The 12,732-nt window shown below is 47.0% G+C and carries 11 protein-coding genes; all 11 read right to left on the bottom strand.

The features are described 5' to 3' along the window. Nucleotides 1-9 precede the first annotated feature (9 nt). A complete protein-coding gene (locus V1467_RS03775) occupies nt 10-1,236 on the bottom strand; it encodes an exo-beta-N-acetylmuramidase NamZ domain-containing protein (RefSeq protein WP_416307472.1) in 1,227 nt (408 codons plus the stop codon). Next, on the bottom strand, nt 1,233-2,177 hold the full coding sequence (gene murQ / locus V1467_RS03770; RefSeq protein ID WP_416307471.1) for an N-acetylmuramic acid 6-phosphate etherase: 945 nt from the start codon (nt 2,175-2,177) through the stop codon (nt 1,233-1,235). Before murQ ends, V1467_RS03775 begins: the two co-directional genes overlap by 4 nt. Continuing rightward, a complete protein-coding gene (locus V1467_RS03765) occupies nt 2,167-3,078 on the bottom strand; it encodes a BadF/BadG/BcrA/BcrD ATPase family protein (protein WP_416307470.1) in 912 nt (303 codons plus the stop codon). The genes murQ and V1467_RS03765 overlap by 11 nt, the downstream gene beginning before the upstream one ends. Then, complete coding sequence (locus V1467_RS03760) at nt 3,075-4,667, bottom strand: sodium:solute symporter (RefSeq protein WP_416307469.1); 1,593 nt, start codon at nt 4,665-4,667, stop codon at nt 3,075-3,077. Before V1467_RS03760 ends, V1467_RS03765 begins: the two co-directional genes overlap by 4 nt. A gap of 282 nt (nt 4,668-4,949) precedes the next feature. Then, the gene (locus V1467_RS03755; protein ID WP_416307468.1) at nt 4,950-5,729 is read right to left on the bottom strand and encodes a L,D-transpeptidase family protein; all 780 of its coding nucleotides are present in this window, start codon (nt 5,727-5,729) and stop codon (nt 4,950-4,952) included. Continuing rightward, entirely contained in the window at nt 5,720-6,643 is a 924-nt protein-coding gene (locus V1467_RS03750) for a mandelate racemase/muconate lactonizing enzyme family protein (protein WP_416307467.1), read from the bottom strand. The genes V1467_RS03755 and V1467_RS03750 overlap by 10 nt, the downstream gene beginning before the upstream one ends. Nucleotides 6,644-6,669: 26 nt before the next feature. After that, nucleotides 6,670-6,831: a hypothetical protein gene (locus V1467_RS03745; RefSeq protein ID WP_416307466.1), complete on the bottom strand. Its 162-nt coding sequence runs from the start codon at nt 6,829-6,831 to the stop codon at nt 6,670-6,672. 9 nt (nt 6,832-6,840) lie between these two features. Then, nucleotides 6,841-8,217, bottom strand: coding sequence for an SH3 domain-containing protein (locus V1467_RS03740; RefSeq protein ID WP_416307465.1), 1,377 nt, complete (start codon nt 8,215-8,217; stop codon nt 6,841-6,843). Between the two features lie 54 nt (nt 8,218-8,271). Then, on the bottom strand, nt 8,272-9,435 hold the full coding sequence (locus tag V1467_RS03735) for a DUF819 domain-containing protein (RefSeq protein WP_416307464.1): 1,164 nt from the start codon (nt 9,433-9,435) through the stop codon (nt 8,272-8,274). A 146-nt stretch (nt 9,436-9,581) separates the two neighbouring features. Beyond that, nucleotides 9,582-10,901, bottom strand: a complete 1,320-nt coding sequence (locus tag V1467_RS03730; RefSeq protein ID WP_416307463.1) for a hypothetical protein — start codon at nt 10,899-10,901, stop codon at nt 9,582-9,584. Between the two features lie 160 nt (nt 10,902-11,061). Then, nucleotides 11,062-12,624 carry a sodium/sugar symporter gene (locus V1467_RS03725; RefSeq protein WP_416307462.1) on the bottom strand — a complete coding sequence of 521 codons (1,563 nt, stop codon included), beginning with the start codon at nt 12,622-12,624 and terminating at the stop codon, nt 11,062-11,064. Nucleotides 12,625-12,732 lie beyond the last annotated feature (108 nt).

Below are 12,732 nucleotides of genomic sequence, written 5' to 3'. Positions count from 1 at the left end.
GCTCGTCAGCTATTTCTCGGCTGGATAATCCGGATATAGCAAATAAGCTTTACGTTGTGTCTTGAATTGTTTCAAACCTGGTTGCCAGCTTTTTCTGATATCAGACAAACTCTGTCCGGCTTCAATCGCCAAACGCAATTTATCGGTACCTGCCAGTTTGTCCATAAAGGACGCGCGATCGAAAAAGTCACGTTGCTTGTCTGCAAAAGCCTGCTGCCAGTCCAGTAATAACTGGATGTCCAGCCCTTCAATCTGGCTGGTACGCAAATCCTGACCTGTCACGCGCACATCCTTCAGTTTGGGGTTAGACGCACTGCCGGGAATGGAATGTGGCGTAAAAGAAAAACTGCCAAGATGGATCTGGTCGTGCCCCACCACCTGAAACGGAAACTCGGTACCTCGGCCAATACTGACCGGTGTCGCTTCAAAGAAACATAGCGACGGATACAATTGAATAGATTGGTCATTGGGCAGATTTGGACTGGGTTTAACAGGCAACGAATAAGGCAATTCACGGCGATAGTGATCAACCGGGATAATCGTCAAATCAAGTGCTTTATCCGTCTCCAACCAGCCTTCACCTTTGATCATCCTGGCCAGCTCACCGAGTGTCATGCCATGCAACACCGGAATCGGGTGCATGCCGACAAACGAACGGAATGCCGGCTCCAGTATGGGACCATCGACAAAACGGCCATTCGGATTGGGGCGGTCAAACACAATAAAAGCTTTACCTGCCTCGGCTGCGGCTTCCATCATATAGTGCATGGAACTGAGATAGGTGTAAAAGCGCACTCCTACGTCCTGGATATCAAAGATAATCACATCCAGCTGCTGCATAATCTTGGCTGCAGGTTTTTTGTTTTTGCCATAAATAGACACGACAGGAATACCGGTGTCGGCATCAATAGAACTGTCAACTTTGGCACCCGCATCATGGTCACCACGAAACCCGTGTTCTGGTGCAAAGACAAATTTGACATCGACATCCTGGCTTAGCAGGAAATCGACCAAATGCTGGTCGCCGACCCGCGATGTCTGGTTTACCACCAGCCCCACCCGCTTGTTTTTCAACAAAGGTAAATAAGCTGAGGTTTGGCTGGCGCCCACTTCAATCTTGTTGGTAGATTCGGCGGCCAATGCGGGAGCGAAGATGTCTTGCAATAGTGCGACAACACCAATCAGGCAACAAATCGCTGATTTACCATACCATGTGGTTAACCGCTCAACTTTCATGATTGCCCCGCCTGTTGAACAGCTTTACGCAAGAAGCCGTCACAATGAGATAGCATTTGCTCGCCCTGCTCGGCGGAAACCCCGGTAAGCACCATTAATATGGCCAATTTGGCGCGTTCATTCGCCCTTTCCAGCGCATTTTTAGCCGAGTTGTAATCACAGTCTGTTGCTTGCATCACTATCCTGACAGCACGAGCATAAAGCTTTTCATTGCTGGCATTCACATCAACCATCAAGTTTTGATAACTTTTGCCGGAACGGATCATGCTGGCAGTGGATAACATATTCAGGATCAATTTCTGTGCTGAGCCCGATTTAAGCCGGGTAGAACCAGTAAGCGCCTCAGCTCCCACCACCGCACACAAACCAATATCGGCTTCGTTGACTACGGCGGAATCCGGATTACAGGTGACCCCGACAGTTTTAGCACCAATTTGTCGGGCATATTGCAACGCCGAAATCACATAAGGTGTTCTTCCGCTGGCGGCAATACCAACCAGCACATCTTTTTCTGACAAATTAACCGCTTGCAAATCAATCAGGGCCAGATTGGCATCATCTTCGGCTCCTTCAACGGCCTTGAACATCGCGTTTTGGCCGCCTGCCAAAATTCCTACCACTTGCTGGTCGGTCACGCTGAAAGTCGGAGGACATTCAACCGCATCGAGCACTCCCAAGCGTCCACTAGTTCCGGCGCCAATATAAACCAGCCTTCCGCCATTGGCATAGGCTTTAACAATTTCGTCAACGGCTTTAGCAATATCAGGCAGAATCGCCCGGACCGCATCAGGCACTTTGTGGTCTTCGTCATTCAGCTTTTTTAATATATCGATGCTATCCAGCAAATCGATATCCAGTGTATCCGGGTTTTGTCCCTCAGATACGATATAGTTCAATTCTTCAAGCAGAACAGACTGCTTATTGATATGCTCAACTGGCATTATCAGTTACTCCAAAATTAATGCGTTCATCTACTACTCGCTGTGCCATCAGGCATGCGCCATCTAACGCGGTTCCCTTAGGTTCTGTCAGAAGTCCATGAGTTTCGCAGGAAAGATAAAGTTGAGTCGGCTCTGCGAGACCTCCCAACATCACCACTTGCAGACCGGAATCTGCTACGGTACAAGCGATCAATTGCTCAACATGCTGGCAATGGATCAAAATAATATTATTCGCCACCGGACAACTACCGGCCAATTCGAATACCAGATGGGAAAAACGGGCAAAATCGGCCGGGCCAGCTGCAGATAACCAGGTCAATATGCTGTCTCTGTTGGTTCCGATCTCCATCCCGACTCTTTTGGCCAAGGCACTTTTCAGTCCTCCGGACTTATCCAGTTCGGCCAATGCACACTTCACCGTTTGCAGCCCCAGCTTGGCACCACCGCCTTCATCCCCGGCACTGAATCCCCAACCACCATAAAAGGATATCTCGCCTTGTGCATCAAGGCGGGCCCCCACAGAGCCGGTACCCAGAGCGACCATTGCAATGGGGTGTCCCAGATTAGCACCGTACAGCGATGTTCTGGCATCATTGCAAATAATCAATTCTGCAAAAGGCAAATCGAGTGCCTGTCGCAGTTTACTAGCGCGAGCTGAACTGCCTGCGCCAGCCACACCAATGACACTAACCACCTGCTCTGGATGAACCTCGGCACGCGTCAACAATGACATGATTAAATTCGACAATGTATCCACCGCACCGGCAAAATCATTAGTTAATGACGCGGCTCCGCCCTTAGCTTCCCATTGCTGCCGACTACCAACATCAATCAGACGCGCTATGGTCTTGGTTCCACCGCCATCAATACCCAATATGTAACCGGGAAGGGCTAACATCATTTGCTTTGCTCCATCGCAAAATGATTACGGGTACTTTCTTCCTGACTATTACCTAACAAACACACAACTAATGACACCAGGGTGCCAATACAAAGTTGCCAGGTAAAGCCTAAATCAAACTGCATGGAAGGAGGTAACAACATCTCCATAATATAAGGCTGGAATGACAAAGTAATCAGGAACCCTACCACCAGGGCAGCAAACACCGAACGCTCGCTACCACGCTTGCTAAATAGCGCAGTAAAATACACTCCAAGTAAGCCACTATAGGAAAAGACCATGACGCTAAGGGCAAACTTTAGTAACGGCATTTCAGTGTATTGTTGCCAGTAAAAGCACAATATTGCCATCGAACACAGCGCAACCGATACGACAGCCATCCCCAACTGCCCAGCTTTGACATAATGACGGTCATCCAGTCGCTTGTTTTTGCGTTGCATCAGAGGACGATAAATATCCTGAATTAACACTGATGACATAGAGTTTAGTCCCGAATTCAGAGTCGATAATGCGGCTGCAATAATACCGATAGTGACAAGTCCCCTTACTCCGGACGGGATTTCATTCAATACGTAGTACATGAAGATAGTGATTTTCTCACCGTCAAATTCCTGATTAACAGCAACGTCACCACCCATCATCAAATCCGGACGTTGATAGAAGATGAATAACAACAATCCGATTAAGATAAACAGGAACATCACGGGGATCACCAAGGCCACCGAAAAGAGCATCGCCTTACTGCCCTCTTTGGCATTTTTACAGGTCAAAATACGTTGCGTCATATCCTGATCCAGACCAAAGGCAGCAATATTAAGCAGCACAAAACCGGTTAACACCGATGCCATATTAAATACACCGGCAGAACTGAAATCCCAGTCAAACTTAAACAATGCCAGCTTTGACGCGGCACCCGGAGTGGGTTGTTGTAATGCTGCCACAATCTGCGAAAAGTCGGCCGGAATAGCGATATATAAAAAGTAGATAACAAATATAGCCGCGCTAACATAAATAGCACACTGAATAACATCGCTGTAAATGACCGTACGAATACCGCCAAATACCGTATATAACAATCCCACCACGGTTAGAATAATAGTTGCAGTGATGACACTGCTGGCATGAATGTCACCAAATAAAATCATCGATACCGCAATTGCGGCCATATATAAACGCGCGCCGCTGGCAAACACCCGGCCAAACAAATACATCAATCCAGCCTGCCGCTTTGCGTTGGGGCCAATGCGTTTTTCCAGTAATTCGTAGACTGTGTAAACCTTGTATTGGTAAAACTTGGGAATAAGAAATACCGCGACGCAGATGGCAGCAATAAAAGCACCAATATTAGTTGCCAAATAAGACAGATCACCTTGATAGCCTTGATCAGGTCCGCCGATAAAAGTGGCGGCCGATTGAGATGTCGCCAAAACAGAAATGGCCACAATCCAGGTAGGCATCTGGTTACCGCCAAGGAAGTATTCCTGACTATTGGCTGACTTTTTGCGATTGAAATACCAACCCGTCAGCATAATTACTAGCCCATATGCGCCAAATACAGCCCAATCCAGCCCGCTATATTGCGCACCCATGCCTACTCCTCACTATCATTCAGAAATCCCGCCCTTAAGAATAAGTTATTCTTACTTTAACAGACAATTTGAATTTTATATAACTTTATTTGGTAAAAAACAACAGCAAATAAAGATATATTCATTTTGGTTCACAATAACGGATAAAGTCATTATTGACTTGTTTTACGATGCCGAAGTTCATATTAATAACGGCAAGAAAGGATCACCCAAAGTTGGCTGAAAAAACCTCTTAGCTCACATTACAAGTTGGCTCCCCCGATAAAGCTATACGGGGGCTGACTATTGATGATTGCTGGTAATATCCGGCAACGCCCACTGTTGTTTTTTGGCCAGATATTCAGCTTCAGGCAACGCCACATAAAGGGGGTGCTGAGCCTTATCCAGCCAGGCTAACAATCTGTCCATCACATTTTCCGGCATAGAGGTGCAACCGGCCGTTGGCTTTCCTTGTCCTTTCCATAAATGCATAAAAATACAACTGCCCTGACCAGACACATTGGCAGGATTATGCTTAACCACCAAGCCTTTTTTATACATATTCTGATTGTGATGAATATCCAGTCGCATCGCTTCGGATGAACCTTTAGTTGCCTCTTTACCTACCACTGCCTGATCAACAATTTGGTTATATAGAGGCGAACCGTTGACATCCATACAGTAGTCAGTTGCGCTCATCTGCTGGTAAGGCATAGCGGTATTGACTGATTTGAGATAGCCAAATGCAATGCCTAAATCAAAAATGCCTGCTGGCGCTTTACCGTCACCTTCTTTTTTACTTAAACCTGTCTGCTCCGGATGTAACCCTTTACCCCAAGCTAAACCCGTTCTGCCCAAGTTCACTTGCGACTGTAATTCAGTTTGATGCCAGCCATCATCACGCTTTTCAAAGGTATACAGGGTTGCAGTGGTGGCTTCCCAGTCTTTGGAAACCGCTACAATCAACTGTTTTACCTCATCGGCCTGTAAAGGAGATTTATCTTCCAGCGCTGATAGCTGAAATGCGCTGATAAGTGCGCATAAACCAAACAAATAGCGGGGTAGATTGATCATTATTGCCATACTCCATTCGTTAATTCTTGCAAACCTTTAATGGACTGGATGCCAAGTCCGGGACCATCACTTAAGGTAATTGCCGCATGGTCAAAATTCACCCCGCCTTCAACCGGATCGTACTGTCCCAGTGCTGGCCCATCCAGATCAATTTTGGAAATCACACTGGCTCGGGCTGAGGCCAGATGCGCCGCTGCAGCAACACCGATACTACCTTCGAGCATACAGCCTATCATGCAATCCACATCATAAATGGCAGCAATATCAGCAATGCGGATAGCATTACTCAATCCTGCCGTTTTCATCAACTTGATATTGATAATATCTGCTGCTCCGGTCTGGATAAGGTGGATCACTTGTTTGGGCGAGAAAGCACTTTCATCGGCCATAATGGGTGTCGACACCCGTTGGGTTACATACCTCATCCCGTCGATATCCTGACTTTTAACCGGTTGTTCAATCAATTCTAATTGCACACCGGCATCTTCCAAAGCCTTGGCCGCGAATACGGTTTGCTTGGCGGTCCAGCCCTGGTTGACATCCAGCCGAATTTGCCCTGCTCCGTTAACCGCCTGGTATATGGCCTTGACCCGCTCAATATCGGCATCAATATTTTTGCCGATTTTGATCTTCAGAATTTTAAACCCCTGCTCAATGGCCAACAACGAATCGGCCACCATTTTATCTACATCGTCAACACTGATAGTAATATCAGTTTCCAGCTCCGGGCTGCCGCCGCCAAGCATTTTATACAACGGACTGTTGTATAATTTGCCCCACAAATCGTACACCGCAATTTCAACCGCCGCCTTGGCACTGTAATTATTCACCATTGACGACTGGATGCGGGCGGTGAGCTGATTGATATTGGCGATATCCATGCCCACAATCTGCGGTTTTATTACTTTGTCAATGGCATGCATAATCGAACCATGAGTATCGCCGGTAATCACCGGCGTCGAAGGTGCTGCGCGCCATAACCTATATGTCCGCTGTCGGTTTCAATCAGCACAACCACATCTTCGATACTGCTTACCGAACGCAACGCAGTTTTAAACGGTGTAATAAGCGGAACCGATAACTTGGCAAAACGAATATCCGTAATTTTCATCGCTGAACCTCAGTGTGGCTGTGCCGGACTGAATTTAACTCCGCCAATACGTTTGATGTTGTCGATACGGTCAACATAGCGGGTCTTTGCGGATAAACGGAGTGGCAACAATGGCGTCACCGATACACCATTGAGCGTACCATGATACATATTGCCCGAGTCATCCATATAACCTAGGCCTTTAACGTCGTGAATAATATAGGGCTGGCCATTATCCTCACCCAGATACATCATGACATGGCCGGGAATATAAATCAGATCGCCCACCTTCATCTGCTCAATCACTGCCATTTTCTGTTGAGTATCGGCTTGCTTGTCAAAACGGTTATTTTGCCCATAGTCGGCTTTATCTTGCTGGCCGGTATTACGTGGCATCATAAACCCAAAAGTTTTGTATATATCCCCGACAAAACCGGTACAGTCACGGGCGTTATAATCATGCCCCCAGCCATAGCGTTCACCCAGAAATTTGAATGCCTGCTTGATAATGTTACGGTGGGTAAAATCCAGATACCCCAGGTGCAGATCCTGTCCTCGGGCAATCAGCGCCATTTTAATTTCCAGTTGCCCCTGTTCATTCCTTACCGGTAAACGCACAGTGTAAGACGCATATGGGTTTTGGCCGTACAACTGATTCGGCAACTCGTTCGCTTTTACTAGCGGCAAGCGAGTGCCCATATCCAGTTGCAGTTCTGATATAGCCGGTTGCTCCGGGACATAATTGGTAAACACTTTGCTGCCGGTCACGACCACAAAAGGTTCCGCTTGATGAAATTCACCAATAGTCTGCTTGTCTCCCAAAGCAATACTGCTTTGCGGTACCCAGGCGAGGTAATGATAATTTTGTACCAGATACCATTGATTATCCCGACTGGCATGCAATACCGCGACAGGATCTCCCGGGAAAATACCAGTTTCCTGAAAACGATCCAGATCGGTGTCCATACCACGGTTAAAAACCCGTTCATGGGTAGGGAAAGTACGTAAAATATCTCTCGCTACCGCGATCCCGTAACGCACCGGATTAGCGTTTTTTATTTGATCCAGTGCCAGGTTGTCCTGATAAGTTTTGAAATCTGCCTGACTAACGCTAGCCCCATCGGCATAAAAGCGTTCACTGGAAGGCACCGAGCTAATCGACTCAACCAGCTTGATTAAACTGTTTTTGTCCAGACTGGCCGGGAAATAGCTTAGCGGATCAACCACATCGGGGTTGGTCGTCACTAATTGCTGATTAAAGGCTTTAATTTGCTCCTGAGACATCAAAGGTTGAGCTTGTTGAGGTAACTTTTGTAACCAGTAATCAGCTTCCAATTGGGCATAACTTACCCCAATAACATCAGAACGCCAGGGCACATCAGCCTTCGCTGCCGTTGACAGCGTCATTAAAACCACTACTAAAAATCGAATCATCATCATTGTCCTAAAAATATATACGAATCAGGCCGCAATTAACGACAGCACTTTTCCCACAACCAAGCCACCACCGGTACCGATGATGTAACCTAACATGGCCATTAATACACCAATGGGGATCAACGCTCTGGAATAAGCCGCAGCCAGAATAGGGGCAGAAGCAACACCACCAATATTGGCCAGCGACGCCACACCACAAGTAAATAAATCAAATTTAAATAGCTTGGCAAACACCAACATCATCAAGCCATGTAATAACAAGATCACCATCCCCATTAAAATATAGGTCGGTGCAGCGGCCAATTCGGCAAAATTGGCCCGCGATGCGATCAAACCAATAATCAAATATAACATCAAATTGGACAGTTCAACGGCACCAAACAGCTTGCTTATCGGCGTCATGGCTGCCAATACTCCCAGTACTGTCACAATTAATACCGTCCAGGTTGTATGGGTGAAAAAAGCGCTGGTAGGCAACCACTCGGCAAGTTGCTGAGTCCCCACAGATACCACTAACGACGCAGCCAGCAGGAAAAGTAACGAAGTGGTTTGATCCCCACTGACCTGTTTACTATCAGAGGACAGGTTTTGTCCCACTTCATCCAGTTGTGACGTGTCTGCCCCCGTCCATTTGGCAAAACGCTTGGCATAAGGCACTAATGCCAATAGCAACATCACCCACAATGCATAATCAATCGAATCAATCAACAGGGTATAGCCCATACTGGCATCAGGCACATCCAGCGCCATCTGAATGGCGGCCATATTGCCCGTTCCGCCCATCCAGCTTCCGCTAAGCGCAGCCAAGGTTTTCCACGCACCTTCAGCCAACGCAGACTGGAACAGGATAAATGCCAGAATAAACGCAATGCCGATGCTGATAGCGGCGGCGAAGAACGCCAGAATAATTTTGCCACCCAATTTACGGATCTGGCGTAAATCACTATTCAGCAACATCAGAAAAATCATCGCTGGCAGAATATTCTGTTTAAGTTGAGCATAAGCCTGATTTATTACCTCGGTCTGCTGCCAGAAACCGAAGGTCGACATCAACATCACCACAAAATACAGCATTACGATGGCCGGCAGAAACTCGAATATTTTCCAGCGACTTTTCGCTTCGAGCAATTTCAGACCACCCGCGACGGCTAACAATAAGGCGACAAAAGAATAGGCGCTGGTGATCATCGATACAACCTCGTTAATAACATAAGATACACATTGAAAATATTATTTTTATTAAAGCAATAATAAAGAATATTTTATTACTTTAACACCCTGATCAAGTTATTTTCTGTTAGCACAAATAGCACGACTGAAGAAAAATAAGAAGACTAGGGCGTGTTGGACAGCAGTTGCTGCATGGATGTGTTCAGTATCGCCTGAATTTTCATTCCCGCATAATTGACCATAATGTCCTCATCTCCCGGATAGCTAGCCTGCGCTGCAACAGTAAATTCTCTGCCACCCTGATAATCGGGTAAACATACATGGGCCAATACCACATTTTCGCCAGTACCACGTGTCCCGCTAGGTCCCCAGCCAATTTTTTGCCATGTCCGCCATTGACCATTAGTGGCTTGATCCAATACGGTTTTCGGGTCAGAACCGCTTTTCCCCGAAATGGCGTCGGCCAGCGCATGTTGCAGCATAGTACTGATCCCTTGCATCATGCCGCCCACCTGATGGTCTGTGTCGGTGTGACCTGTGCCATAAAACAATACTTGAATATCTTCCGCTTCCAGACCCGGCTGGCGGGTGAGTTTATCGCGCTCGTGGCTGGCCAAACGTTTTAGCCATTCAGCTTGCGCGAGTGTGGTCATCGGCTTATTGCCGGTCAAACCGCATTCCTCACAACGATAGGATTGATAGCCGGGATCGTCCGAATTTTTTTCCAGTTCCGGCATACTGGCCTTGTTATCAGAATTCAGGCTGTACCAATAAGGCGTCGCGGGTTTAAATAGCTCCACCTCATAAGCACCGCGAAAACGAACTTTGGCATTAGCCAGTTTTAACCAATCGTCATGGAATAGCGCTGTAGCTCTGTCACGTCCGGTAATATTGAGTAAATAGGTTGCGATGGCATTGGAATTACCATCCGCCTGACCAAAGGGTGCATAGCTGTTGATGCTGGTAATTAAATCTGCCAAATGGGTTTCCCCGGCTTTACTCATCGCGCCTACCCCTTGTTCCCGGGCCTTGGCAACTGCGGCAGTAAACGCCATGATTTTTGATGAACTCCAGGGTTCATAGAGTTGATCTTCGGTATTGGCGTTGGCCAGATAACGGTAGGCTAGGCCATCGGCGACATTGGCAAAGTCAATCACCAGTACCTTGCCTTGCTCCTCGTCAGGTGAGAAAAAGGTCCAGTCGGCACTGATGCGCTTTTCCCATCCGCTATGCTGGTAATCCACTTGTGCTGAGGTTTTATAATCTGGTTGAACGGTTAATTTCTGCCGGGTGCTGATCGGACAGCTGATAAACCTCTGACTTAAATCCGCGGGCATGGGCGGATTGGCATTCATCACTTGCGGATAAAAGTCGATTACCGCCTGATTATGCTTTGTTTGTGGCTTGCTTTCTTGCGCATCAAGCGCGGGTAGGAATAACAGACTGGTTAACAGAGTAGTAGACAATAACGATGCTTTCATCATCAGTTCCCGATACTGAAAACCAATAAGATATTAGTCTAAAAGACAAAAATCAATCATAGCTTATTCCACACTTGCCCATGTAAATAATAAAAAAGCGCGACAAACCGGGCTTGTCGCGCTGCTAAATGAATTGAGCCAGACTATAAACTGGCTCGCTGTATTACCACCAGGTGATATATAACGCGGCGAGTATCAGGCATACCCCCAATGTGGCCAGATTGAATCCTGAGGTGGTTTTAAAGTCGACATCATCAAGATTCACCGCATTAACATGTTCACCGCGTTTTTCGGCCAGTGATACGATAATTGCCAACACCACACAAAGAATAAATACCAGTCCTACCCTGTCCATAAAGGGCAACTCAGGCCAAAGCAGCTTAAACACTAGTGACAATACTGCCGATCCAATCGCTGCGGTCAGACCACCATTAGCTGTAGTTTTTTTCCAGAACATTCCCAACAGGAACAATGCAACAATACCTGGAGTAAAGAAGCCGGTAAATTCCTGAATATACTGGAACGCCTGATCAAACTGGCCTAACAAGGGTTTAGCCGTCAGCATCGCAATAATTAGCGCCAGGAAGCTGACAATTCGTCCTACAAATACGTAGTGATGCTGACTGCGTCCCGGACGTTTATCAGCATAAATATCCATGGTAAAAATGGTCGACACACTGTTGGTCATCGACGCCAGTGACGACACAATCGCAGCGACCAGAGCGGCAAACACCAGACCTTTTAATCCGGCCGGCATTATATTCATCAAATGCGGGTATGCCTGATCCGGCTTGTCCAAATCAGGCACAATCATCACTGCTGCAATACCGGGTAACACTACAATAATCGGCATCAACAATTTCAGGAAAGCAGCGAACGCAATCCCCTTTTGGCCTTCAGCAACGCTCTTGGCCGCCAATGTGCGCTGGATAATGTATTGGTTAAATCCCCAATAAGACAGGTTCATAATCCACATACCGCCAATCAACACCGACAGGCCGGGCAAATCAGCATAGTGTTCACTTTCAGGCGACAGGATCATGTCGAATTTTTCCGGTAACTGGGTGGTCAGCGTATCAAAACCGGCGACAATACCTTGTCCGGCCCCGATGAGATCCAGTGCCATGTAAGACAGGAACAACCCGCCAAACACCAGCAAAACCACCTGAATAATATCGGTTAACGCCACCGCCTTCAGGCCACCATAGAGTGAATAGGCTAGTGAGAACAATCCGAGGAAAATCATGCCATACATCATGTCCACACCGGTGATGGTGTTAATTGCCAAAGCCCCGAGCCACAGTACAGCGGTAAGGTTAACGAACACATAAACGCCCAGCCAGAAGATCGCCATAATCATCCGTACCCGGTGATCGTAACGCTGTTCCAGAAACTGCGGCATAGTATAGATATTTCGTTGCAGAAAAATCGGCAGAAAATACTTGCCGACAATAATCAGAGTAATGGCCGCCATCCATTCATAGGAAGCAATCGCCAGCCCTATCTTGTAGCCAGAACCAGACATACCAATAATCTGCTCGGCAGAAATATTGGCTGCGATAAGCGAGGCTCCAATTGCCCACCAGGGCAAACTGTTACCCGCCAGAAAATAATCATTAGTATTGGTTTCATGGCCCGCTTTGCTACGCGATACCCACCAGGCAACGCCGATTAAGCCAATGACATACAGGACAAAAACCGATATGTCTAATGTGGAAAGATTCATAGCTGACCCCTTTTGATGCTATGTTATTGTTTTCATGCAGCCAATAAAGTCACTGTCTGCTTATGGTTTATCGTTATGGATATTGGCAGAAACGCAGATATTTTATAA

Origin of the sequence: Neptunicella plasticusilytica (assembly GCF_047922965.1) — a bacterium.
GTDB lineage: Bacteria > Pseudomonadota > Gammaproteobacteria > Enterobacterales > Alteromonadaceae > Neptunicella > Neptunicella plasticusilytica.
The sequence above is the reverse complement of the archived record's forward strand: the minus strand, read 5'-3'. Positions and strand labels throughout refer to the sequence as shown.

Coding starts and splice junctions, on each gene's coding strand:
- V1467_RS03775 (WP_416307472.1), bottom strand. CDS start 1,236: ATGAAAGTTGAGCGGTTAACCACATGGTATGGTAAATCAGCGATTTGT.
- murQ (WP_416307471.1), bottom strand. CDS start 2,177: ATGCCAGTTGAGCATATCAATAAGCAGTCTGTTCTGCTTGAAGAATTG.
- V1467_RS03765 (WP_416307470.1), bottom strand. CDS start 3,078: ATGATGTTAGCCCTTCCCGGTTACATATTGGGTATTGATGGCGGTGGA.
- V1467_RS03760 (WP_416307469.1), bottom strand. CDS start 4,667: ATGGGTGCGCAATATAGCGGGCTGGATTGGGCTGTATTTGGCGCATAT.
- V1467_RS03755 (WP_416307468.1), bottom strand. CDS start 5,729: ATGGCAATAATGATCAATCTACCCCGCTATTTGTTTGGTTTATGCGCA.
- V1467_RS03750 (WP_416307467.1), bottom strand. CDS start 6,643: ATGCATGCCATTGACAAAGTAATAAAACCGCAGATTGTGGGCATGGAT.
- V1467_RS03745 (WP_416307466.1), bottom strand. CDS start 6,831: ATGAAAATTACGGATATTCGTTTTGCCAAGTTATCGGTTCCGCTTATT.
- V1467_RS03740 (WP_416307465.1), bottom strand. CDS start 8,217: ATGACGCTGTCAACGGCAGCGAAGGCTGATGTGCCCTGGCGTTCTGAT.
- V1467_RS03735 (WP_416307464.1), bottom strand. CDS start 9,435: ATGATCACCAGCGCCTATTCTTTTGTCGCCTTATTGTTAGCCGTCGCG.
- V1467_RS03730 (WP_416307463.1), bottom strand. CDS start 10,901: ATGATGAAAGCATCGTTATTGTCTACTACTCTGTTAACCAGTCTGTTA.
- V1467_RS03725 (WP_416307462.1), bottom strand. CDS start 12,624: ATGAATCTTTCCACATTAGACATATCGGTTTTTGTCCTGTATGTCATT.